This is a genomic window from Janibacter melonis (assembly GCF_020567375.1).
GTDB lineage: Bacteria > Actinomycetota > Actinomycetes > Actinomycetales > Dermatophilaceae > Marihabitans > Marihabitans melonis.
In genome coordinates, this window is sequence record NZ_JAJBZM010000003.1 from 876792 (window position 1) to 900482 (window position 23691).

Sequence of the window (23691 nt, forward strand, 5' to 3'; positions counted from 1 at the left end):
GTGACCGGTGGCGAAGGGGGAGCAGCCAGGAGCCGTATGCTGTCCCGCGGATGAGTCAGCCGGGCGGCCGCGGCAGCGATGTCGAGGAAAGTCCGGGCTCCGCAGGGCGAGGTGGTGGCTAACGGCCACCCGGGGTGACCCGCGGGACAGTGCCACAGAGAGAAGACCGCCGGTGCTCGCACCGGTAAGGGTGAAAGGGTGGTGTAAGAGACCACCAGCGGGCCGGGTGACCGGTCCGGCTAGGTAAACCCCACCTGGAGCAAGTCCAGACAGTGCGCGCCCGAGGGCTGCCCGCCCGAGCGCACGGGTAGGACGCGACGAGGTCGTCGGTGACGACGGCCCCAGATGGATGGCCGCCCATCCGCCCCTCGGGGCGGTGGACAGAACCCGGCTTACAGGCTGACTCATCCCCCTTCGGGGTCGGCCGCACCTGGCCTCTCGCAGAAGTCTGGACAGGTCTTTGCCAGCCCCGCCGCCGAGCGGCTTCTCTGTCCCCATGACCTTCGGACTCGCGATCGCCGTGCTGCCTCTCGTCGTCGTCATGGGTGCCTGCGTCTCGGTGCTCATGGGCAAGACCCCGATGGGTCGCTGACCGATCACCCATCGGCGTCACCGCGCCGACCACCGATGGACCGGGCCCGGCCCGCGCTCAGCCCGCGTCGGGCACGTCGTGCCGGGCCACGTGCCGGAACCACCCGACCGCCGCACCGACGGCGAGCACGGCCGCCCCGACGACGACGCTCTGCACCGGCAGGCACAGCGCGACGACGACGCAGCCGACGAGCCCGACGACCGGGACGACCCGCAGGGCCGCCGAGCCCGGGAGGGTCAGCGCGCTGGCGTTGGCGATCGCGTAGTAGGTGAGCACGCACACGCTGGAGAAGCCGATGACCGCCCGCACGTCGAAGAGGACGACGAGCAGCAGCACGACGACGGCCACGGTGGTCTCCGCCCGGGCGGGGACCCCCTTCGCGTCGACGAGCGCCAGCCCACGGGGCAGGTGGTGGTCGCGCGCCATCGCGAGCACGGTGCGCGAGACACCCAGGAGGAGCGCGAGGAGGGCTCCGCCGGCGGCGACACCGGCGACGACGCGCATCACCGGGCCCAGCCACGGCAGACCGGAGATCTCGGCGGCCTCGGCGACGGGGGAGACCCGCGCGCTGAGCCAGTCGGGCCCGACGGTGAAGAGGAAGGCCGAGGCGACGAGCAGGTAGACGACCGTCACGACGCCCAGCGACAGGGCGATCGCCCGGGGGAGCGTGCGCTCGGGGTCGCGCACCTCCTCGCCGAGGGTGGCGACCCGGGCGTACCCGGCCATCGCGAAGAAGAGGAATCCCGCGCCCTGGACCGCCCCGAGCAGCCCCGGCTCGCTCTCGCGGGCGGGCAGGTCGGACAGGATCGCCGGGGGCGAGGCGAGCATGACGGCGACGAAGCCGAGCAGCGCGACGAGCACGAGCGCGACGACCGCTGACGCGACCCTCGCGCTGCGCTGCACGCCGGCGAGGTTGAGCGCCAGCACCGCGAGGACGACGAGGACGGCGAGCACGGCCTGCTGGTCGGGCATGAGGTACGCGCCCACGGTGAGGGCCATCGCCGCGCAGGACGCCGTCTTGCCGGTGATGAAGGCCCACCCGGCCAGGTGCCCCCACGGCACCCCGAGACGCTCTCGGCCGTAGACGTAGGCGCCGCCGGACGTCGGGTAGCGCGCGGCGAGCCGAGCACTGCTGTGGGCGTTCGCCCCGGCGACGAGGACCGCGATCGCCAGCGCGACGAGGAGCAGGTCCCCGGCCGCGCGGGCCGCCGGCGCGAAGGCGACGAAGACCCCTGCGCCGAGCATCGCGGCGAGCCCGACGACGACCGCGTCGCCGAGCCCGAGGCTGCGCCTCAGCGTCTGGTCGTGACCTCCGGTGGCTGCCATGGCTGCTCGAGGTGCCGTGCCCCTCGGGGGGACGACGGCGGCCTCAGGCGTTCGCCGCCAGGTAGGCCGCGCCGATGATGCCGGCCTTGTTGCGCAGCTTCGCCGGGACGATCTCGGTGCGGATCTCGAGGAGCGGCAGGAAGTGGTCGGCGTGCTTGCTCACGCCACCGCCGACGACGAAGAGGTCGGGCCACAGCAGGTCCTCGACGACGCGGTAGTAGCGGGTGAGGCGCTGGGCCCACTGCTCCCAGTCGAGGTCCTCGCGCTCGCGGGCGCTGTCGGCGGCGCGGGTCTCCGCGTCGTGCCCGTCGATCTCGAGGTGGCCGAGCTCGGAGTTGGGCATGAGCTGCCCGTCGAGGAGCACGGCCGAGCCGATGCCGGTGCCGAGCGTCGTGAGCACGACGAGCCCGTCGTGCTTGCGCGCCGCGCCGAAGTGCCGCTCGGCGACCCCGGCCGCGTCGGCGTCGTTGACGATGACGACGTCGCGCCCCAGCCGCTTCTCGAAGAGCGCCTCGGCGTCGACGTCCACCCACGAGGGGTCGATGTTCGCGGCGCTGCGCGCGACGCCGTGGGTGACGACCGCGGGCAGCGTGATGCCGACCGCCGCGTCCTTCTTCAGCCCGAACTGGGAGACGATCTCGGCGACGACGTCGCACACCGCGTCGGGTGTCGCGACGTCGGGCGTCGGGATGCGCAGACGGTCGTCGGCGAAGGCGCCCTTGCGCAGGTCGACGGGGGCTCCCTTGATGCCGGAGCCGCCGACGTCGATGCCGAGGGCGGTGCTCGTCGTGGCCATGTGATCTCGCTTCTCGTGCGCGGTCAGGGGGTCAGGGCAGGGTGAGGATCTCGGGGCCGTCCTCGGTGATGAGGACGGTGTGCTCGAACTGCGCCGAGCGGCGCAGGTCCTTCGTCGCGACGGTCCAGCCGTCCTCCCACATCGTCCACTCGTGGGTGCCGAGGTTGAGCATCGGCTCGACGGTGAAGGTCATGCCGGGCTCGATGACGGTGTCGTAGCCGGGGGCCGCGTCGTAGTTCGGGATGACGAGACCGGAGTGGAAGGCGCTGCCGATGCCATGACCGGTGAAGTCGCGCACGACGCCGTAGCCGAAGCGGGCCGCGTACTTCTCGATGACCCGGCCGATGATGTTGACCTGACGGCCGGGCACGGCCGCGCGGATGCCGCGCATCATCGCCTCGTGGGTGCGCTCGACGAGCAGGCGCGACTCCTCGTCGACCTCGCCGACGAGATAGGTCGCGTCGGTGTCGCCGTGGACGCCGTCGAGGTAGGCCGTGATGTCGATGTTGACGACGTCGCCGTCCTGGAGCGGGCGGTCGTCGGGGATGCCGTGACAGACAACCTCGTTGACCGAGGTGCACAGCGACTTCGGGAAGCCGCGGTAGCCGAGGGTCGAGGGGTAGGCGCCGTGGTCGAGGAGGTACTCGTGGCCGACGCGGTCGATCTCGTCGGTTGTCACGCCCGGGGCGATGACCTCGGCGGCGGCGGCCATGGCGCGCGCGGCGAGCCGGCCGGCCACGCGCATCCGCTCGATCGTCTCGGCGTCCTTGACCTCGGGGCCGGTGTACGGCTGGGGCGCGGGGCGGTCGACGTACTCGGGACGGGCGATCGAGGCCGGGACGGGTCGGCGGGGCGAGACCGTGCCGGGTCGGACGGGCGCGGCGGGGCTGGCAGGTGCTGCTCCGGGCATACGGTGGAGTCTAGGCATCTCGTCGGCGACGCAACGGCGAGGCCGCCATGTCTGCGCAGAAGGAGCTGTCGATGACCTACTGGTACAACATCGAGTCCGGCCAGGTGGAGCCCGACGAGAGCAAGTCCGCGGGTGAGAACCTCATGGGCCCGTACGACACCGAGGAGCAGGCCCGCAACGCCCTCGCCTCGGCCGCCGAGCGCACCGCGCAGTGGGACCAGGAGGACGAGGAGTACGAGGAGGGCCGCTGAGGCCCGTCTCGTGCCGTCGAAGGGGGAGCCACCCGCCGCAGCGGGTGGCTCCCCCCTTCGCCGTGCTCGGACCAGACCTCAGCTGCGCCGGTGGAGGGCGAGGCAGTAGGAGCCGTCACCCGGCCACGCCTGGGCGTCCCACCCGGCGTAGCGGCGCACGAGGGAGAGCCCGGCGGCGAAGGTCGCGCGCTCGTAGGTCTGCCACGAGACCGGTGCGGCCGCGGCGGGCTCGTGCCCGGGCAACGACCACCCGGCGACGAGAACGCCCTCGGGGGTGAGATGGCCGCGCAGGTGGCGCAGGACGTCGACGAGCGTGCCGTCGGCGAGGTAGGGCACGACGTTGCCCGCCATGAGCACGACGTCGAAGGTCTGGCCGCGCAGCTCCAGCGAGGCGAGGTCGGCCCGCACGAAGCGGGTGACGTCGTCTCGCTCGCGCGCCACCTCGATCATGTCGCCGTCGGCGTCGACCCCGACGACGTCGTGGCCCAGGCGGGTCAGCTCGGAGGCGACGCGCCCGGTGCCGCAACCGGCGTCGAGGACCCGGATGGGGGCGGGCAGCAGCTCGTGGACGAAGCGGGCCTCGCCGTGGATGTCGACGCCGCGCTCGACGAGCGCGTCGAAGCGGCGCTGGTAGGCGGTGGCCGCGTCGATGCCGCCGCTCACCTCGGACCAGCGCGTGCGGATCTCGGGCAGCTCGTCAGGCATCGAAGGAGTGCTCCGCGGCGGGGAAGGTGCCGGCCTGGACCTCACGGGCGAACTCGCCCGCAGCGCGGGAGAGCTCGCCGCGCAGGTCGGCGTACTTCTTGACGAAGCGGGGCGCCTTGCCCCCGCGCAGGCCGGCCATGTCCTGCCACACGAGCACCTGGGCGTCGCACGACGGGCCGGCGCCGATGCCGACGGTGGGGATGCGCAGCTCCTCGCTCACCCGGGCGGCGACGGGCGCGGGCACCATCTCGAGGACGACGGCGAAGGCCCCGGCGGCCTCGACGGCGCGGGCGTCGGCGAGCGTGCGCTCGGCCTGCTCCTCGCCGCGGCCCTGGACCCGGTAGCCGCCGAGGGTGTGCTCGCTCTGCGGGGTGAAGCCGATGTGCGCGCACACCGGGATGCCGCCGCGCACGAGGCGCTCGATCGTCGGTGCCATCTCGACCCCGCCCTCGAGCTTGACGGCGTGCGCGCCGCCCTCCTTCATGAAGCGGGCGGCCGTGAGGTAGCCCTGCTCGGGGGAGGCCTGGTAGCTGCCGAAGGGGAGATCGGCCAGGACGAGCGCGCGCGTCGCGGCGCGGGAGACGGCCCGCGTGAGGAAGACCATCTCCTCGACGCTCACCGGCAGCGTCGTGTCGTAGCCGTAGACGTTGTTGCCGGCCGAGTCGCCGACGAGGAGCACCTCGATGCCGGCCTCGTCGAAGATCTCCGCCGTGTACATGTCGTAGGCGGTGAGCATGCTCCAGCGATCGCCACGGTCGGTCATCGCCTGCAGGTGCGGGATGCGCACGCGGCGCTTGCCGGCGGCGCCGGCGGCGGCCGGGGCGGTGCCCCCGCCGTACGGGGCGGTGGTCTCGCCGGGTGCGTCCTGGGCGTTCGGGCTCGAGGGCATGGCGTCAGCCTAGGGGGTCGCCCCGACGGGGCAGGATGACCGCTCGGCAGTCAGTGCACGGACTGCAAGAAGTAAGGATTCCTCCAAGAAGATCTCGGATCTCTTCCGGACGGCCGGACGGCTTGCTCAACTACGAGGACCGTCACGCGGCACCCCTGAGCCGCTCGTCCACGAAAGAAGTCCCCTAGTGAAGAGACGTCACAGCACAGCTCTGGCCGGGATCGCCACCTCGGCCCTGGTCTTCACCCTCGCCCCCACGACCGCGACCGCGACCGCCGGTGCGAGCGAGGTCCCGCCCCAGGACGGGACCAGCAAGAACGTCCAGCAGGACGACAAGCCCAACCCGCTGGGCGACGCGCAGCGCCGCCTGCGCGAGGACGCCGTCGACAAGCTCGTCAAGGGCGAGGCCGACGTCGTCACCCGCGGCGGCAAGAAGGTCATCGAGCTCAAGGGCGCGAAGGACGGCAAGGGCAACCGCAAGAAGAGCAAGTACGTCGAGTACGACGTCAACCGCGAGGCCTCGGTCTTCACGGTCCTCACCGACTTCGGTGACAGGGTCAGCTCGCCCCAGGGCGGCGCCCCGGGCCCGGTGCACAACCGGATCCCGAAGCCGGACCGCAACTGGAACAACGACGCCACGGACAACAACTCGACGATCTGGCAGAGCGACTTCGACCAGGAGCACTACCAGGACCTCATGTTCGCCGAGGGCAAGGAGTCCTTCCGCGACTTCTACCTCAAGCAGTCCAACGGTCGCTTCAGCACCACCGGTGACGTCTCCGACTGGGTGAAGGTGCCCTACAACGAGGCGCGCTACGGGCACAACCCCGTCAAGGGCGACGGCACCTCCGAGGCCGACGGCTACTGGAACTACGTCAAGGACACCGCGCAGGCCTGGTACGACGACCAGGTCGCCCAGGGCAAGAGCCTCGAGGAGATCAAGGCCTACCTGCGCACCTTCGACCAGTGGGACCGCTACGACCACGACGGCGACGGTGACTTCGACGAGCCGGACGGCTACATCGACCACTTCCAGGCCATCCACGCCGGTGAGGGCGAGGAGGCCGGCGGCGGCGCCGAGGGCGAGGACGCCATCTGGAGCCACCGCTGGTACGCCTACTCCAACCTCGCGGGCAAGGCCGGTCCCTCCGGCAACCTCCTCGGTGGTGTCCCGATCGGAGACTCCGGCCTGTGGATCGGTGACTACACCACCGAGCCCGAGAACGGCGGCCTGGGCGTCTTCACCCACGAGTTCGGCCACGACCTCGGTCTGCCCGACCTCTACGACACCGCCGGTGGCGACAACGGCACCGGCTTCTGGACCCTCATGTCCGCCGGCAGCTGGCTCAACGACGGCACCGAGGACATCGGCTCCAAGCCCGGCTACATGGGCGCGTGGGAGAAGCTGCAGCTCGGCTGGCTCGACGTCCAGACCATCGACCCGTCGAAGAAGCGGGTGACCACGGCCAAGCTCGGCCCGGCCGACCGCGACGACAAGAAGCGGCCGCAGGCGCTGTCCGTCCTCCTCCCGGAGAAGACGAACACGACGGAGTACAACACCCCGCACTCCGGCTCCATGCAGTGGTGGGGCGGCTCGGCGGACGACCTCAACAGCACGCTGACCCGCAGCATCGACCTCACCGGCAAGAAGACCGCCTCGGTCTCCGCCTGGACCTGGTACGACATCGAGGAGGGCTACGACTTCCTCTACGGCCAGGTGAGCACCGACGGCGGCGCGACGTGGACCGACACCGGCAGCCCGATCAGCGGTGTCAGCCGCTCGTGGACCCAGAAGACCTGGGACCTGTCGAAGTGGGCTGGTCAGAAGGTCGACTTCCGCTTCCGCTACGCCACCGACGGCGGCGTCCACGAGGACGGTCCCTTCCTCGACGACATCACGGTGACCGCCGACGGCGCGACCCTGCTCTCCGACGACGTCGAGTCCGGTGACAACGGCTGGACCGCCAAGGGCTTCGAGCGCATGGACGGCACGACGACCGAGACGGTCCAGAGCTACTACCTCGCGGAGAACCGCGTCTACAGCGGGTACGACAAGTACCTCAAGACGGGCCCGTACAACTTCGGCTGGTCCTCGACCAAGCCGGACTGGGTGGAGCGCTTCCCGTACCAGAACGGCCTGCTCGTCTGGTACATCAACAACGAGTACAGCGACAACAACACGAGCCAACACCCCGGCTACGGCCAGGTCCTTCCCGTCGACGCCCGGCCCACCCCGGTCACGTTCTCGGACGGCTCGCTCCTGGGCAACCGTCGTCAGCCCTTCGACGCCACCTTCGGCCTCGAGCGGACCGACCCGGTGACCTTCCACAAGAACGGCACGGCGACCTCGCTGCGCTGGCAGGCGGCCATCCCGAAGTTCGACGACACCAACGTCGACAAGTACTGGTCGGCGAAGAACCCCCAGGGCTCGACGAAGGTCGCGGGCTCCGGGACGACGATCGAGGTGCTCTCCGGCACCGGCGACAACATGCAGGTCCAGGTCTCGCGCAAGAAGTGAGCCCGGCCCGGCGTGCCTGACGCCACCCCCGACGGCGCCCGCCGTGACCCGCGTGGTCACGGCGGGCGTCGTGCGTCCATGGGGCAGGATGGGGCCATGGATCGCCAGCAGGAGTTCGTCCTTCGCACCATCGAGGAGCGCGACATCCGCTTCGTGCGGCTGTGGTTCACCGACGTCCTCGGGACGCTGAAGTCGGTCGCCATCGCCCCCGCGGAGCTCGAGGGTGCCTTCGCCGAGGGGATCGGCTTCGACGGCAGCGCCATCGAGGGCTTCACCCGCGTGTACGAGGCGGACATGCTGGCCAAGCCCGACCCATCGACCTTCCAGGTCCTGCCGTGGCGCGGCGAGCGCCCCGGCACCGCGCGGATGTTCTGCGACATCACCCTGCCCGACGGCAACCCGGCGCTGGCCGACGCGCGCTACGTCCTGCGGCGCACGCTCTCGCGGGCCGCGGACATGGGCTTCTCCTTCTACACCCACCCCGAGATCGAGTTCTTCCTCCTCAAGTCCGGCTCCGGGGCCCCCGAGCCGGTCGACCAGGGCGGGTACTTCGACCACGTGCCGAAGGGGACGGCGCACGACTTCCGTCGCGCTGCCATCACCATGCTCGAGCAGGTGGGCATCTCCGTGGAGTTCAGCCACCACGAGGGCGCTCCGGGCCAGAACGAGATCGACCTGCGCTACGCCGACGCGCTGTCGACCGCCGACAACATCATGACCTTCCGCACCGTCATCAAGGAGGTCGCGCTCGAGCAGGGCATCTACGCGACCTTCATGCCCAAGGTCTTCGCCGACCACCCGGGCTCGGGCATGCACACCCACATGTCGCTCTTCGAGGGCGACTCGAACGCCTTCTACGAGCCCGGTGCGCCGTACTCGCTGAGCAAGACCGGCCGCCAGTTCATCGCGGGCCTGCTCACCCACGGACGCGAGTTCACCCTCATCACCAACCAGTGGGTCAACAGCTACAAGCGGCTGTGGGGCGGCGGCGAGGCACCGGCGCACCTCACCTGGGGCCACAACAACCGCTCCGCGATGGTCCGCGTGCCGATGTACAAGCCGAACAAGGCCAACAGCAGCCGGGTCGAGGTGCGCACGCTCGACGCCGCGTGCAATCCCTACCTCGCCTTCTCGGTGATGCTCGCCGCGGGGCTCAAGGGGATCGAGGAGGGCTACGACCTGCCGGCCGAGACCGAGGACGACGTCTGGCAGCTCACGGACCGCGAGCGTCGCGCCATGGGCATCAAGCCCCTGCCCGCCTCGCTCTCGGAGGCGATCGACGCGATGGAGTCCAGCGAGCTCGTCGCCCAGACCCTGGGGGAGCACGTCTTCGACTTCGTCCTGCGCAACAAGAAGCAGGAGTGGGACGACTACAGGCGCCAGGTCACCCCCTTCGAGCTCGAGCGCCTGCTGCCTCGCCTGTGATGGCGCCCGGGCGACGAGAGCCGTCGAGCCTGGCCCGGCGCGGCCTGGTCGACGCGGAGCGTGCTGAGCAGCTGCTCGCCGACCCCGTGCTCACCGAGCTCAAGGGCTGCCGCGACGCGCTCGTCGACACGCTGTCTCGCTGTGCCGACCCAGACGCCGCGCTCCTCGGCCTGGTGCGCCTCGTCGAGGCGGCCGCCCAGCAGGGCGAGGACGGACTGCTCGGCGCCCTGTGCGCCGACGACCGGGCCCGACGTCGGGTCCTCGGGGTGCTCGGTGCGTCGACCGCCCTCACCGACCACCTCGTCGCGCACCCTGGGCACTGGCACGCGGTCGTCGAGGCCGAGGGGCTCGACCCCGCAGCCCGAGCCGGGGCGATGATCGCCGCCGTGCGCGACCCGGGTGACCTCGAGCCCCAGGACGCGCTGCGCGTCGAGTACCGGCGTCAGCTCGTCGCCATCGCCGCGCTCGACGTCACCTCCGGCGACCCCGTCTCGGAGCTGCCGGTCGCTGCCGCCGCCCTCGCAGATCTCGCCGGCGCAGCACTCGAGGCCGCGCTCGTCATCGCCCAGGACGAGCTGCCCGACGAGGCCGCGGCGGCACGCCTCGCGGTCATCGGCATGGGCAAGGCCGGCGGTCGAGAGCTCAACTACATCTCCGACGTCGACGTCATCTTCGTCGCCGAGGCCGCCGAGGGGCACGACGAGGGCGAGGCGATCGCTGCCGCGACCCGGCTGGCCAGCCGGCTGATGTCGGCCTGCGCCTCGTCGACCGCGCACGGGTCGTTGTGGCCCGTCGACGCCAACCTCCGGCCCGAGGGCGCCCAGGGTCCGCTCGTGCGCACGGTGGCCAGCCATCGCACCTACTACCAGCGGTGGGCCAAGACCTGGGAGTTCCAGGCGCTGCTCAAGGCCCGCCCGATGGCCGGGGACCCCGAGGTGGGCGCCGCCTACCTCGACGCCATCCGCCCTTTCGTGTGGCAGGCGAGCTCACGTGAGGACTTCGTCGACGACGTGCAGTCCATGCGGCGCCGGGTGGAGGACCACATCCCCAGCGGCGAGGCCGCGCGCCAGCTCAAGCTCGGTCCGGGCGGGCTGCGGGACGTCGAGTTCAGCGTCCAGCTGCTCCAGATGGTCCACGGGCGCACCGACGAGACGCTGCGCTCGGGCACCACCCTCGACGCGCTCGCCGCCCTGTCCCGGGGCAGCTACGTCGGGCGACGTGACGCATCGACGCTCGACCACGCGTACCGGACCCTGCGCACGCTCGAGCACCGGATCCAGCTGCGCCGGATGAGACGCACCCATCTCATGCCCACCGGGGCCACCGACCTGCGCCACCTCGGCCGGGCCCTGCGCATCTTCTCCGAGCCGGAGAAGGGCGTCACCGCGCTGCGCTCGGAGACCTCGCTCGAGGTGCGCCGGCTGCACCAGCGCCTCTTCTACCGCCCGCTGCTCTCGGCGGTCGCCCGGCTCTCCGACGACGACGTGCGCCTGTCGCCGGAGGCCGCCCGCGAGCGCCTGCTGGCGCTGGGCTACCGCGACCCCGCGGGCGCGCTGCGGCACATCGAGGGGCTCACCGGGGGTGTCTCGCGCAGCGCATCGATCCACCGCCAGCTGCTGCCGGTCATGCTCGAGTGGTTCGGCGAGGAGGCCGACCCCGACGCCGGGCTGCTCGCCTTCCGCAAGGTGAGCGACGCCCTCGGCACGACCCCCTGGTACCTGCGCCTGCTGCGCGACGAGGGCACCGCCGCCCGCACCCTCGCCCGGGTGCTGGGGGCGAGCCGCTTCACCGGCGACCTCCTCCTCTCCAGCCCGGAGGCGGTGCAGATGCTCGGCGAGAGCGGCGGGCTCGTCCCGCGCTCGCGCGAGGACATCGAGCGCCGGATGCGGGCCGCCGCCGGCCGCAAGGACGAGCTCGAGAGCGCGATCTCCTCGATCCGGGCGATCCGACGCGCCGAGTTCTTCCGCGTCGCCGTCGCCGACCTCACCGAGCAGATCGGGCTCGACGACGTCGGGCGTGCCCTCACCGAGCTCACCTGCGCCACCCTCGACGCGGCGCTCGGCGTCGTCGGGCCGGCCGTCGAGGCCGAGCTCGGGCGCCCGCTCGGCACCGACCTGCTCGTCGTCGGCATGGGCCGCCTCGGCGGGCGCGAGGTCGGCTACGCGAGCGACGCCGACGTCCTCTTCGTCCACGACCCCCACGACGGGGTGGCGGACGCCGAGGCCCAGGAGGCGGCGGCTGCCGTCGTCTCCCGTCTGCGCACGCTGCTCGGCACCCCCGGCAGCGACCCGCCGCTGGGGCTCGACGCCGACCTGCGCCCGGAGGGCAAGGCCGGCCCGCTCGTGCGCAGCCTCGCGTCCTACCGGGCGTACTACGAGCGGTGGTCCGAGCCCTGGGAGGCCCAGGCCCTGCTGCGCGCGGCCCCGTGCGCGGGCGACGAGGCCCTGGGGGAGCGCTTCATGGCGCTCGTCGACCCGATGCGGTGGCCGAAGGGGGGTCTCTCGAGCGACGCGGTGCGCCAGGTGCGCCGCCTCAAGGCGCGCATGGAGGGCGAGCGCCTGCCGCGCGGAGCCGACCGGCGCACCCACTTCAAGCTCGGCTACGGCGGGCTGTCGGACGTCGAGTGGACGATCCAGCTCCTCCAGATGCAGCACGCCCACGAGGTGGCCGGCCTGCGCACGACCCAGACCCTGCCGGCGATCGCGGCCGCGGTGGAGGCCGGTCTGCTCGAGCGCGCCGACGCCGACGCGATGCGCGAGGCGTGGTCGATGGCCTCACGGCTGCGCAACGCCGGGATGCTCCTGCGCGCCCGGCCCGTCGACTCGGTGCCCTCGAACCTGCGCGAGGCAGACGGGGTCGGCCGGATCGTCGGCATGCCGCCACAGTCCGGGCTCACCCTCGCCGAGTCCTACCGCCGCACGGCGCGGCACGCCCGCTCCGTCACCGACCGGGTCTTCTACGGCGAGGTCTGAGCGCACCCCCGCCTGGTGAGACCTGGCGAAGGGGTGCCGCGAGCGGTACCTAAGATGGAGCCATGCTCTCGACGACTGACCTGCGTGGTACCGACCTGTCGGTGACCGAGCTGCGTGCGGCGCTGCCGCGCGCGGAGTACGACGTCGAGGCCGCCCTGCATGCCGTCACCCCCATCGTCGCCGACGTCGCCGAGCGCGGCGCCGAGGCCCTCCTCGAGCTCGCCGAGCGCTTCGACGGGGTGCGCCCGCAGCGCCTGCGCGTGCCGGCCGAGGTCATGCAGCGTGCGCTCGAGCTCCTCGACCCCGACGTGCGCCGCGCGCTCGAGGTCTCGATCGAGCGGGCGCGGCTCGTGCACGCCGACCAGGTGCGCACCGACGTCACGACGCAGGTGAGCCCGGGCGGCACCGTCACCGAGCGCTGGGTGCCCGTCGACCGCGTCGGCCTCTACGTGCCCGGCGGTCTCGCGGTCTACCCGTCCTCGGTCGTCATGAACGTCGTCCCCGCCCAGATCGCCGGGGTCTCCTCGCTCGCCGTGGCTAGCCCGCCCCAGCGCGACAACGCCGGCGAGCTCGCCGGCTACCCGCACCCGACGATCCTCGCCGCCTGCGCGCTCCTCGGGGTCGACGAGGTCTACGCGACCGGCGGGGCCCAGGCCGTCGCCGCCTTCGCCCACGGCTTCGACGACACGACGGCCGAGCCGGTCGACGGGCGCGTGCCGCGCTGCGAGCCGGTGAGCCTCGTCACCGGCCCGGGCAACGTCTACGTCGCCGCCGCCAAGCGCCTGCTCAAGGGCCTCATCGGCATCGACTCCGAGGCCGGCCCGACCGAGATCGCCGTGCTCGCGGACGCGGGTGCCGACCCCGAGCACGTCGCCGCCGACCTCGTCAGCCAGGCCGAGCACGACCCGCTCGCCGCGTCGGTGCTCGTCACCGACAGCACCGAGCTCGCCGCCGCCGTCGAAGAGGCGGTGACCCGACGCGCCCTCGCGACGAAGCACTCCGAGCGCGTCCGGACCGCCCTCACCGGTCCGCAGTCCGGGGTCGTGCTCGTCGACGACCTCGACGCCGGGCTCGCCGTCGTCAACGCCTACGGGGCCGAGCACCTCGAGATCATCACGGCCGACTCACCCGCCGTCGCCGCCCGGGTGCGCAACGCCGGCGCGGTCTTCGTCGGCACGTACAGCCCCGTCTCGCTCGGCGACTACGCCGCCGGCAGCAACCACGTCCTGCCCACCGGCGGGTGCGCCTGCCACAGCAGCGGCCTGTCCGTGCAGTCCTTCCTGCGCGGCATCCACGTCATCCACTACGACGAGCAGGCCCTCACCGAGGTCGGTCAGCACGTCGTCACGCTCGCCGAGGCCGAGGACCTGCCCGCGCACGGCGAGGCCGTCACGGCGCGCACCGGGCAGACGGTGGCCCGATGAGCGGGCCCGCACCGGCCCCCGGCGCCCAGGTCGAGGCCGCCCTGCGACCCGACCTGCGCGGCCGGACCGCCTACGGCGCCCCCCAGCTCGACGTCGCCGTGCAGCTCAACACCAACGAGAGCAGCTATCCCGTGCCCGACGAGGTCGTCGCCGACGTCCTCGCGCGCCTGGGGGAGGACCTCGCCGGGCTCAACCGCTACCCGGACCGCGAGTTCGTCGGGCTGCGCAAGGCGCTCGTCGACTACCTCGAGCTGCAGTCCGGCACCCGGCTGCGTCCCGAGCAGGTGTGGGCAGGGAACGGCAGCAACGAGGTGCTCCAGCACCTCGTGCTCGCCTTCGGCGGGGCCGGGCGCACCGCCCTGGGCTTCACGCCGGCGTACTCGATGCACCCGATCATCGTCGAGACCCTCGGCACCCGCTGGGTGGACGGCCAGCGCGACGCCGAGAGCTTCGACCTCGAGGTGGGCTCGGCGGTCGAGCAGGTCCGGGCGAGCGACCCCGACCTCGTCTTCTTGTGCTCCCCGAACAACCCGACGGGCACCGCGCTGCCCTTCGAGTCCATCGAGGCGGTCCTCGCGGCCGCGCCCCGGGCGATCGTCGTCGTCGACGAGGCGTACGCCGAGTTCGCCCGGCCGGGCACCCCGAGCGCCCTCGCGCTGCTCGAGCACCACGAGCGGCTCGTCGTCACGCGCACGATGAGCAAGGCCTTCACCCTCGCCGGGGCGCGCCTGGGCTACCTCGCAGCGCACCCGAGCCTCGTCGACGCCCTGCGGCTCGTGCGCCTGCCCTACCACCTCTCGACGCCCACCCAGGCCGTCGCCGAGGTCGCCCTGGCCCACGCGCCGCGGCTGCTGTCGACGGTCGAGGCGATCAAGGAGCAGCGCGACCGGCTCGTCACCGAGCTCGCCGAGATGGGTCTGCGACCCGTGCCCAGCGACGCCAACTTCGTCCTCTTCGGAGGGCTCGCCGACGCCCCCGCCACCTGGCAGGCTCTGCTCGACGCGGGCGTGCTCGTCCGCGACGTCGGCATCTCCGGCCACCTGCGGGTCACCGCGGGCACGCCGGAGGAGACCACCGCCTTCCTCACCGCCCTGCGCTCCCTGCTCCCGCAGCACCTCGCGCCGACCAGCACCACGACCGCCACTGCCGAAGGGGCCCGCCCGTGACCACCCAGCAGCACCGGACCGCGACCATCTCGCGCGCCACGTCCGAGAGCTCGGTCGAGCTGCGCATCGACCTCGACGGCACCGGGCGCAGCTCGGTCTCGACGGGGGTGCGCTTCTACGACCACATGCTCGCCTCGCTGGCCAAGCACAGCCTCATCGACATCGACGTCACGGCCACCGGTGACACCGACGTCGACGCGCACCACACCGTCGAGGACGTCGCGATCTGCCTCGGCGACGCCCTGCGCGAGGCGCTCGGCGACAAGTCCGGCATCTCTCGCTTCGGCGACGCGACCGTGCCGCTCGACGAGGCGCTCGTGCACGCCGTCGTCGACGTCGCCGGCCGCCCCTACGTCGTCCACACCGGTGAGCCCGAGGGGCAGCAGTACGTCGTCATCGGCGGCGCCTACGTCGGCTCCCTCACCCGGCACGTCCTCGAGACGCTCGGCCACCACGCCGGCATCGCCCTCCACGTGCGCGTGCTCGCCGGCCGCGACCCGCACCACATCGTCGAGGCGCAGTTCAAGGCCGTCGCCCGTGCCCTGCGCGCCGCGGTGGCTCTCGACCCCCGGGTCGAGGGCATCCCCAGCGCCAAGGGCGCGCTGTAAGCCGATCCTGGTGAGCGCACTCGTCCTCGTCTCCGCGTCGGCCGCGTCGGCCTCGACGTGGGTCCGGCGCGGCGTCGTGGCCTGCCACGTCGCCGAGCAGCACGGCTGGACCCTCGTCTCCGCGGCACCCGGCCGGGTCGCGGCCGCGGCCCCCTACGACGACCCGACGTCGGTGCTGCTCGCCCGACCCGTCGGGCCCCGCGTGGCGCCCTCCCTCGGTCTCGGCGTCGTCGGCGACCGCGCCGTCATCGCCGCCCAGTCCACCGGCTGGCGCACGATGAAGCGCTGGGCCGTCCGGATGCGTCGGGGCTCCCTCGTGCGCCAGGGCGACCTCGCGCCGCTGCGCCCGGGTGACCTCGCCCCCTTCGCCGGGGCCGGGGTGAGCACCGCCGAGGTGACCGCCGCGCTCGAGGAGACCCAGCTGCCCTCGCACGACTGGCTCGCGCACGTCCTCGAGGTGCTCCAGCTGCCCGGTGCGCAGGTCGTGCGCGGCGAGGACCAGCCCGGCGCGCTCGTCGAGCCCGACCCCCGCTCGCTCGCCGGCTTCGCCCGCGTCGCCGAGGACGGCCGCCCATGACCGACGTCGTCGTCCTCGACTACGGCAGCGGCAACGTCCGCTCCGTCGTCCGCGCCCTCGAGCACGTCGGCGCCGCCGTCGAGCTCACCTCCGACCTCGTCCGCGCCGAGCGGGCCGACGGCCTGCTCGTGCCCGGCGTCGGCAACTTCCACGCGTGCATGACCGGTCTGCGCGACGCCGGCGGTGGGGAGGTCGTCCGGGCCCGGCTCGCCCACGGCGCACCGACCCTCGGCATCTGCGTCGGCATGCAGGTCATGCTCGACGGCTCCGACGAGCCCTCGCCCGACCCGCAGCCGGGCCTGGGGCTGTGGCCGGGCTCCGTGCACCGGGTCGACGCCCCCGTCGTGCCGCACATGGGCTGGACCCCCGTCGTCGCCGGCCGGGGCAGCGCGCTGCTCGACGGGCTCGACGGCGAGCGCTTCTACTTCGTCCACTCCTACGCCGTCACCGACACGGGAGCGCTGGGGGAGCGGGTCGTCTCGGTCGCCGAGCACGGCCACCCCTTCGCCGCCGCCGTCGAGGACGGCACCTTGTCCGCCACGCAGTTCCACCCCGAGAAGTCCGGGGACGCGGGACTGCACCTCTTGAAGAACTGGGTGAGCTCACTATGACCAGCGCGACCGACCCGATCCCGAGCCTGGAGCTGCTGCCGGCCGTCGACGTCTCCGAGGGGCGGGCCGTCCAGCTCGTCCAGGGCGTCGCCGGCAGCGGGGGCCAGTTCGGCGACCCCGTCGAGGCGGCGCTGTCGTGGCAGGAGCAGGGCTCGCGCTGGCTCCACCTCGTCGACCTCGACGCCGCCTTCGGGCGGGGGAGCAACGCCGACCTGCTCGCCGAGATCGTCGGCCGGCTCGACATCGACGTCGAGATGAGCGGGGGCATCCGCGACGAGGTGACCCTGCGTCGCGCCCTCGCGACCGGGTGCCGGCGCGTCAACCTCGGCACCGCGGCGCTCGAGGACCCCGAGTGGACCGCGAGCGCCATCGCGACGTACGGCGACCGGGTCGCCGTCGGTCTCGACGTGCGCGGCACGACGCTCGCGGCGCGCGGGTGGACGAGCGAAGGGGGAGACCTCTGGGAGACGCTCGCGCGCCTGGACTCCGAGGGCTGCGCCCGCTACGTCGTCACCGACGTCGCGAAGGACGGCATGCTCGCCGGGCCGAACCTCTCGCTCCTGCGTGACGTCTGCGCCGCGACCCAGCGACCCGTCGTCGCCTCCGGCGGCGTGACGACCGCGGACGACGTCGCCGCCCTGCGCGAGCTCGTGCCGGCGGGCGTCGAGGGAGCGATCGTCGGCTCGGCGCTCTACCGGGGCACCCTGACGATGGCCGACGCCATCGAGGCGGCCGGGCCCCAGTGACCTCTCCCGACAAGCCCGACCAGCCCGAGCAGGTCCCGCAGACGGGCCCGGCCGACTCGGCCGGGGTCCCGTGGGGCGGGCGGGCCGTGCCGCACTCGGGCTTCGAGGGCGACGACGGCTCGCGCGACCCTCGCCTGGGCGCCGCGCTCGGCACGGGCGACGACGCGGCGCTCGTCGAGGCCCTGCGCGGTGCTCGGCTGCTCGTGCCGGTGACGGCCGTCGCGGCCGAGACGACCGAGGGCGTGGGCGGCCTCACCGCCGAGAAGGAGACGGACATGGCCGTCGTCCTGCTCGACAACCCCGACGGGCGCACCGCGCTGCCCGTCTTCTCCAGCGCTGCCGACCTCGCGGCCTTCGACACCTCGCTGCGCCCCGTGCCGGTCACGGCCGAGCGGGCCGCCGAGGCGGCGATCTCCGAGCAGGCCCAGCTCATGGTGCTCGACTGCGCGAGCGAGCACGCCGTCGAGGTGCGCTCGAGCATGCTGTGGGCGCTCGTCCAGCGTCAGCCCTGGCTGCCGCCGCACGAGGACCCCTTCGTCGCCCGCTCCGTCGACGCCGCGCTCTCCGGTGCGCCCCAGGTCCTCGGGCACGAGCTCGTCGCGGGCGCAGAGGCCGGCGAGCTCGTCCTGTCGCTGCAGATCGTGCCCGGCCTGGCGACCGAGCAGCTGCAGGCCGTCGTCGAAGGGGTGGGCGAGCGGCTCGCCGCCGACGGCGAGCTGCGGGCGCGGGTGGACGGGCTCACCTTCCGGGTGAGCTGAGGTCACCCCTTCGCCTCGCGTCGGGACCGGTTTGCCGGGGAGGGCGGGGCAGCCGCACCATAGGTGGTTGTGACCATCGCCCCCTACCGTGACGTGCTGCGGATCCCGCAGGTGCGCCACGCGCTGATCTTCGGCATCATCCTGCGCACCCCGATGGCGGCGAGCCTCATCGCGCTCACGCTGCACGTCGTCACCCACCTCGGGCAGAGCTACGGCAAGGCCGGCATCGCGAGCATGGCCCTGACCCTCGCGCTCGCCGTGAGCAACCCGTGGCGCGGCCGGCTCGTCGACCGGCAGGGCCTGCGCCGCACCTTCGTGCCCTCGCTCGTCGTGCTGCCGCTCGTGTGGTCGGTCGCGCCCTTCTTGTCGTACTGGCCGCTCGTCGCGGCCGTCGTCGTCGCCGGCCTCTTCCAGGTGCCGATCTGGGGGGTGCTGCGCCAGATGATTCTCCACGCCGTGCCCGAGCAGCAGCGCCGCAGCGCGCTCTCGCTCGACTCCGTCGCGACGGAGATCTCCTTCATGATCGGCCCCGCCATCGGCGTCGTCGCCGCGAGCGCCCTCGACACCCGCTACGTCCTGCTCGTCCTCATGTGGCTGGGGGTCCTCGGCGCGGCGGCGATGTGGTGGATGGACCCGACGATCGTCAGCGACGCGCCCGCCCAGGACTCGACGCAGTCCTCCTCGACCCTCGCCCCGGCGCGCTCGTGGTTCTCCGGCGCGGCCGTCGCCGTGCTCGCGATGACCGCCGCGACGACGGTGATCCTCTCGGGCACCGACGTCTCGGTCGTCGCGCTGCTGCGCGCGGTGGGGGAGGAGACGGGGGTCGCGGTCGCGATGGCCGTGTGGGCCTTCGGCTCGCTCGTCGGCGGTCTGCTCTACGGCATGTGGCACCGCAGCGTCCCCGCGCACGTGCTCCTCGTCGCCCTCGCGCTCGCCACGCTGCCGGTCGCGCTCACCTCGTCGACGCTCGTCAGCAGCCTGGCCCTGCTGCTCGCCGGCTTCTTCTGCGCGCCGACGCTCACCGCGACGACCGAGCAGCTGAGCCGGATCGTGCCCGAGCGCTCGCGCGGCGAGGCCCTCGGCTGGCACGGGTCGGCGATCACCGGAGGCAGCGCCCTCGGTGCTCCCGTCGCGGGCTTCGCGATCGACCACGCCGGTGCCCCGGCGGGGTTCGTCGCGGTCTCCGTGGCGGGTCTGCTCGTCGCGGGAGCGGCTCTCGTCGTGCTCCAGGCGCGGCGGCGCAGCCGCTCCGTCGCGTCGGCCCGGGCTTCGCGCCCGCCCGCCCGCGTGGGCTGACCGGGCTGATTTCGTCGGCCGCGGGGCCGCTGCTAGTCTTGACGTCGACCGGTTGCACGTCCGCGTGCAGCGCAAGAGGGGCTTCACCGCTTCCACCCGGGCCGACTCGATCGGCCGGGTCTCAGGTCGCGACCGTCACGGTCGTCCTCGGCCTCGCCGTCTCGGCGGGGGTCCGACGGCGTCGTGGTGCTCGTGTCCAGGTGGGCTCCTCGCACGGCGAGGAGCCCTTCGTCGTGCCGGGACCAGGACCACCGACGAAGGAGCATCACATCAGCGAGCCTCGCATCAACGACCGCATCCGTGTCCCCGAGGTGCGGCTTGTCGGGCCTAACGGGGAGCAGGTGGGGATCGTCCGGGTCGAGGACGCCCTCCGTCTGGCCGCCGAGGCCGACCTCGATCTCGTCGAGGTCGCCCCGATGGCCAAGCCCCCTGTGGCCAAGCTCATGGACTTCGGCAAGTACAAGTACGAAGCCGCCATGAAGGCGCGCGAAGCGCGCAAGAACCAGGTCAACACGATCATCAAGGAGATCAAGCTCCGCCCGAAGATCGACGCCCACGACTACGGCACGAAGAAGGGCCACGTCGTGCGCTTCCTCAGCGCCGGCGACAAGGTCAAGGTGACGATCATGTTCCGCGGCCGCGAGCAGTCGCGCCCGGAGCTGGGCTTCCGTCTCCTGCAGCGTCTCGCCGAGGACGTCGCCGAGCTCGGCTTCGTCGAGTCCTCGCCGAAGCAGGATGGCCGCAACATGGTCATGGTCCTCGGGCCGACCAAGAAGAAGTCCGAGGCACGCGCCCAGCAGCGTCGGATGAAGGACGAGGCCGCGCAGGCCGAGGCCGTCGAGGCCCAGACCCCGCAGACCGAGACCACCGAGGTCGAGAGCACCGAGGTCCAGGCCGACCAGGTCGAGCAGGCCCCCGCGAGCGAGAGCACCTCGCAGGCCTGAGCGCCGTCCCCCGCCAACCAGCAGAGCAGATCAGCAAGGAGAACGGCGAGATGCCGAAGAACAAGACGCACAGCGGTGCCAAGAAGCGCTTCCGGGTGACCGGCTCGGGCAAGATCATGCGCCAGCGCGCCAACCACGTGCACAAGTTCCACGAGAAGACCCCGCAGCACGCCCGCCGCCTGGCGAACGACGTCGAGCTGAGCCCGGCCGAGACCAAGAAGGTCAAGCGGCTCCTCGGCCTCTGACCTGCCAGTCGACACACCCCACAACGAAGGAGTACTCACGTGGCACGCGTGAAGCGGGCGGTCAACGCCCAGAAGAAGCGCCGGGTCGTCCTCGAGCGGGCCAGCGGTTACCGCGGTCAGCGCTCGCGGCTCTACCGCAAGGCCAAGGAGCAGGTCACCCACTCGCTGGGCTACAGCTACCGCGACCGCCGGGCCAAGAAGGGCGACTTCCGTCGCCTGTGGATCCAGCGCATCAACGCCGGCGCCCGCGCCAACGGCATGACGTACAACCGCTTCATCCAGGGGCTGCGCGCCGCTGAGATCGAGGTCGACCGTCGTATGCTCGCCGAGCTCGCCGTCAACGACGAGGCCGCCTTCGCCGCGCTCGTCGAGATCGCCCGGGCCAACGTCCCGGCGCAGACCGAGACGGCCAGCGCCTGAGCGCAGAGCAGCACCGAGAGAGCCCCGTGCTGACCAACCCCGGTTCCGACCGGGTGCGGTCGGTGCGAGGGCTCTCTCGTCGTCCCGTGCGACGCCGCACGGGACGCCTCCTCGTCGAGGGTCCCCAGGGCGTGCGCGAGGCCGTGCGCTTCGCCCCCCACGACGTCGTCGACCTCTACGTCACCGCCGAGGCGGCCGACCGCTACGCCGACGTCGTCCACGACGCGCGCGAGGCGGGTCGCTTCGTGCACGAGGTGAGCGAGGAGGTCCTCGCCGCGATGTGCGACGCCGAGCACCCGCAGGGCATGGCCGCCGTCGTCGGCTGGCAGCCCGCCGGGCTCGACGACGTCCTCGCCGTCGGCCCCCGCACCCTCGTCTTCCTCACCAACGTCCGTGACCCCGGCAACCTCGGCACCGTCATCCGCGGTGCCGACGCCGCGGGGGCCGACGCCGTCCTCGTCTCGGGGTCCTCGGTCGACGTCACCGCCCCGAAGGTCGTCCGCTCGACCGTCGGCTCCCTCTTCCACGTCCCGGTCGTCACCGGTCTCGACGTGCCCACCACCCTGGCCCGCCTGGACGAGGCCGGCGTGAGCACCTACGCCGCCGACGGCTCGGGCCGCGCGAGCGTCGACGAGGTCGACCGCACCCGCCCCCACGCCTGGGTCATGGGCAACGAGGCCTGGGGCCTGCCCGACGACCTCCTCACCGCCTGCGACGAGGTCGTCCGCGTCCCGATCTACGGGCACGCCGAGTCGCTGAACCTCGCGATGGCGGCGACCCTGTGCCTCTACGCCTCGACCCGCGCCTGAGCTGGCCCGAGCGCATCACCCGCGCACGACGAAGGGGGTGCCCCTCACCACGGTGAGGGGCACCCCCTTCGGGTCGTCCTCGGGTCCCTCGAGGGCGCCGCTCAGGCGTCCGCGTGGGTGCGGGACTCCCTGATGACGTCCTGCTCGGCCTTGGCGTCGTCGGCGTCGCCGCCGGGGAGGCTGGCCCCCTTCGCCTCCTCGTAGGCGGCCTGGATGCGCGCGCCGATGTCGCCGTCGACGCTGCGCCAGTACTCGAAGACCCGTGACAGGACGGGCTCGACGACGTCGGGCAGGGTGCCCGCGACGGTGGCGACGAGCCGCTCGCGCTGCGCGTCGTCGAAGACCTCACGCACGAGCAGCCCCGCCTGGCCGAAGTCGTCGTCCTGCGGGTGCAGCTCGTAGGCCGAGCGCACCATCTCGCCGTCGGCCTCCCACCCGGCGGCCACCGGGCCGGTCTCGTCCGCGTGCGGGCGTCCGTAGCTGTTCGGCAGGTAGGTCGGCGCGGCACCGGAGTGCTCGTAGGTCATCGCCCCGTCGAAGACGGAGGCGTTGGTGCGCTCGACCGCGGGGCGGTTGACCGGCAGCTGGTCGGCGTTGACACCCACCCGCGCGCGGTGCGCGTCGGCGTAGGCGAAGACCCGGCCGAGGAGCATCTTGTCGGGGGAGAAGCCGATGCCGGGCACGGTGTTGCTCGGCGCGAAGGCGGCCTGCTCGATCTGCGCGAAGAAGTTCACGGGGTTCTCGTCGAGGGTCATCGTGCCGACCTCGATGAGCGGGTAGTCCTCATGCGGCCAGACCTTCGTGAGGTCGAAGGGGTTGTACCGGTAGGCCTTCGCGTCCTCGTAGGGCATGACCTGCACCGACATCGTCCAGCGCGGGGCGTCGCCGCGCTCGATCGCCTCGAAGAGGTCGCGGCGGTGGAAGTCCGCGTCCGACCCGGCGATCCGCTCGGCGGCCTCGCCGGTGAGCGCCTCGACGCCCTGCTCGCTGTGGAAGTGGTACTTCACCCAGGAGCGCTCGCCCTGCGCGTCCACCCACATGTACGTGTGCGAGCCGTAGCCGTTCATGTGACGCCACGTGCGGGGGAGCCCGCGGTCACCCATGAGGTAGGTGACCTGGTGCGCCGACTCGGGGTTGGCGGTCCAGAAGTCCCACTGCATCGTCATGTCGCGCAGCCCGGAGTCCGGCAGGCGCTTCTGGCTGCGGATGAAGTGGGGGAACTTCATGGGGTCGCGGACGAAGAAGACCGGGGTGTTGTTGCCGACGAGGTCGTAGTTGCCCTCGGAGGAGTAGAAGCGCAGCGAGAAGCCGCGGACGTCGCGCCACGTGTCGGGCGAGCCGAGCTCGCCGGCGACGGTCGAGAAGCGCGCGAGCATCCGGGTCGTCGTCCCGGGCTGGAAGACCGCGGCCCTCGTGTACCGGCTGACGTCCCCGGTCACCTCGAAGCGGCCGAAGGCGCCGGAACCCTTCGCATGCGGCTTGCGCTCTGGGATGTTCTCGCGGTTGAAGTGGGCGAGCGTGTCGACGAGGTGGTGGTCGTGGAGCAGCAGCGGGCCGTTCGCCCCGACGGAGAGGCTGTTGCGGTCGCTGGCGACGGGCGCACCGCTGGCGGTGGTGGACGGCCCGGAGACGTCGACGGTCCCGTCAGGGCCTGCGTGCGGGGCGGGGTGCGAAGGGGTGGACATGCGCTGTGCTCCTCGGTC

22 protein-coding genes and 1 other RNA gene are annotated in these 23691 nt (G+C 72.7%); 17 read left to right on the plus strand and 6 right to left on the minus strand.

The features are described 5' to 3' along the window. Positions 1–51 precede the first annotated feature (51 nt). An RNA gene (gene rnpB / locus LIV55_RS16330) (RNase P RNA component class A) lies at positions 52–411 on the plus strand. 238 nt (positions 412–649) lie between these two features. Here rnpB and LIV55_RS16335 read toward each other — a convergent pair. The 3 genes from LIV55_RS16335 to map are packed head-to-tail and all read right to left on the minus strand — an operon-like array spanning position 650 to position 3624. Continuing rightward, complete coding sequence (locus LIV55_RS16335) at positions 650–1918, minus strand: APC family permease (protein WP_229300937.1); 1269 nt, start codon at positions 1916–1918, stop codon at positions 650–652. 43 nt (positions 1919–1961) lie between these two features. Next, positions 1962–2714 (minus strand): polyphosphate--glucose phosphotransferase, encoded by a 753-nt coding sequence (gene ppgK, locus LIV55_RS16340; RefSeq protein WP_123090796.1) that lies wholly within the window; start codon positions 2712–2714, stop codon positions 1962–1964. Positions 2715–2745: 31 nt separating this feature from the next. After that, positions 2746–3624: a type I methionyl aminopeptidase gene (gene map / locus LIV55_RS16345; RefSeq protein ID WP_229300938.1), complete on the minus strand. Its 879-nt coding sequence runs from the start codon at positions 3622–3624 to the stop codon at positions 2746–2748. Between the two features lie 47 nt (positions 3625–3671). Between map and LIV55_RS16350 the strand changes: the two genes are divergently transcribed. Continuing rightward, positions 3672–3875 (plus strand): methionine aminopeptidase, encoded by a 204-nt coding sequence (locus LIV55_RS16350; RefSeq protein WP_225985042.1) that lies wholly within the window; start codon positions 3672–3674, stop codon positions 3873–3875. A gap of 78 nt (positions 3876–3953) precedes the next feature. Here the strand turns inward: LIV55_RS16350 and LIV55_RS16355 are convergent, their stop codons facing one another. Together LIV55_RS16355 and panB are read right to left on the minus strand one after the other, a co-directional pair. Beyond that, positions 3954–4580 (minus strand): class I SAM-dependent methyltransferase, encoded by a 627-nt coding sequence (locus LIV55_RS16355; protein ID WP_229300939.1) that lies wholly within the window; start codon positions 4578–4580, stop codon positions 3954–3956. Further along, on the minus strand, positions 4573–5469 hold the full coding sequence (panB, locus tag LIV55_RS16360; RefSeq protein WP_123090794.1) for a 3-methyl-2-oxobutanoate hydroxymethyltransferase: 897 nt from the start codon (positions 5467–5469) through the stop codon (positions 4573–4575). The genes LIV55_RS16355 and panB overlap by 8 nt, the downstream gene beginning before the upstream one ends. Positions 5470–5656: 187 nt before the next feature. Between panB and LIV55_RS16365 the strand changes: the two genes are divergently transcribed. From LIV55_RS16365 to LIV55_RS16435, 15 genes are all read left to right on the plus strand, one after another. After that, a complete protein-coding gene (locus LIV55_RS16365; RefSeq protein ID WP_229300940.1) occupies positions 5657–7987 on the plus strand; it encodes an immune inhibitor A domain-containing protein in 2331 nt (776 codons plus the stop codon). Between the two features lie 96 nt (positions 7988–8083). Then, a complete protein-coding gene (locus LIV55_RS16370) occupies positions 8084–9412 on the plus strand; it encodes a glutamine synthetase family protein (protein WP_191563426.1) in 1329 nt (442 codons plus the stop codon). Continuing rightward, positions 9412–12384 (plus strand): bifunctional [glutamine synthetase] adenylyltransferase/[glutamine synthetase]-adenylyl-L-tyrosine phosphorylase, encoded by a 2973-nt coding sequence (locus LIV55_RS16375; protein ID WP_229300941.1) that lies wholly within the window; start codon positions 9412–9414, stop codon positions 12382–12384. Before LIV55_RS16370 ends, LIV55_RS16375 begins: the two co-directional genes overlap by 1 nt. 62 nt (positions 12385–12446) lie before the next feature. Further along, positions 12447–13808: a histidinol dehydrogenase gene (gene hisD / locus LIV55_RS16380; protein ID WP_229300942.1), complete on the plus strand. Its 1362-nt coding sequence runs from the start codon at positions 12447–12449 to the stop codon at positions 13806–13808. Continuing rightward, positions 13805–14974: a histidinol-phosphate transaminase gene (locus LIV55_RS16385; protein WP_229300943.1), complete on the plus strand. Its 1170-nt coding sequence runs from the start codon at positions 13805–13807 to the stop codon at positions 14972–14974. The genes hisD and LIV55_RS16385 overlap by 4 nt, the downstream gene beginning before the upstream one ends. After that, positions 14971–15582 (plus strand): imidazoleglycerol-phosphate dehydratase HisB, encoded by a 612-nt coding sequence (gene hisB, locus LIV55_RS16390; RefSeq protein ID WP_068274126.1) that lies wholly within the window; start codon positions 14971–14973, stop codon positions 15580–15582. Before LIV55_RS16385 ends, hisB begins: the two co-directional genes overlap by 4 nt. 10 nt (positions 15583–15592) lie before the next feature. After that, complete coding sequence (locus tag LIV55_RS16395; protein ID WP_068274128.1) at positions 15593–16159, plus strand: hypothetical protein; 567 nt, start codon at positions 15593–15595, stop codon at positions 16157–16159. Continuing rightward, positions 16156–16770, plus strand: a complete 615-nt coding sequence (gene hisH / locus LIV55_RS16400; RefSeq protein WP_229300944.1) for an imidazole glycerol phosphate synthase subunit HisH — start codon at positions 16156–16158, stop codon at positions 16768–16770. The genes LIV55_RS16395 and hisH overlap by 4 nt, the downstream gene beginning before the upstream one ends. Next, entirely contained in the window at positions 16767–17516 is a 750-nt protein-coding gene (gene priA, locus LIV55_RS16405) for a bifunctional 1-(5-phosphoribosyl)-5-((5-phosphoribosylamino)methylideneamino)imidazole-4-carboxamide isomerase/phosphoribosylanthranilate isomerase PriA (RefSeq protein WP_229300945.1), read from the plus strand. Before hisH ends, priA begins: the two co-directional genes overlap by 4 nt. Continuing rightward, a complete protein-coding gene (locus LIV55_RS16410) occupies positions 17513–18274 on the plus strand; it encodes an SseB family protein (protein WP_229300947.1) in 762 nt (253 codons plus the stop codon). The genes priA and LIV55_RS16410 overlap by 4 nt, the downstream gene beginning before the upstream one ends. Positions 18275–18343: 69 nt before the next feature. Further along, on the plus strand, positions 18344–19570 hold the full coding sequence (locus LIV55_RS16415; RefSeq protein WP_191563433.1) for an MFS transporter: 1227 nt from the start codon (positions 18344–18346) through the stop codon (positions 19568–19570). A gap of 311 nt (positions 19571–19881) precedes the next feature. After that, positions 19882–20514, plus strand: a complete 633-nt coding sequence (gene infC, locus LIV55_RS16420) for a translation initiation factor IF-3 (protein ID WP_308012932.1) — start codon at positions 19882–19884, stop codon at positions 20512–20514. Positions 20515–20564: 50 nt separating this feature from the next. Then, positions 20565–20759 (plus strand): 50S ribosomal protein L35, encoded by a 195-nt coding sequence (gene rpmI / locus LIV55_RS16425; protein ID WP_068274142.1) that lies wholly within the window; start codon positions 20565–20567, stop codon positions 20757–20759. A 39-nt stretch (positions 20760–20798) separates the two neighbouring features. Then, positions 20799–21179: a 50S ribosomal protein L20 gene (rplT, locus tag LIV55_RS16430; protein WP_068274144.1), complete on the plus strand. Its 381-nt coding sequence runs from the start codon at positions 20799–20801 to the stop codon at positions 21177–21179. 26 nt (positions 21180–21205) lie between these two features. Continuing rightward, the gene (locus LIV55_RS16435; RefSeq protein ID WP_229300949.1) at positions 21206–21988 is read left to right on the plus strand and encodes a TrmH family RNA methyltransferase; all 783 of its coding nucleotides are present in this window, start codon (positions 21206–21208) and stop codon (positions 21986–21988) included. Between the two features lie 101 nt (positions 21989–22089). Here LIV55_RS16435 and LIV55_RS16440 read toward each other — a convergent pair whose 3' ends face one another. Further along, positions 22090–23673: a catalase gene (locus tag LIV55_RS16440; protein ID WP_229300950.1), complete on the minus strand. Its 1584-nt coding sequence runs from the start codon at positions 23671–23673 to the stop codon at positions 22090–22092. Positions 23674–23691 lie beyond the last annotated feature (18 nt).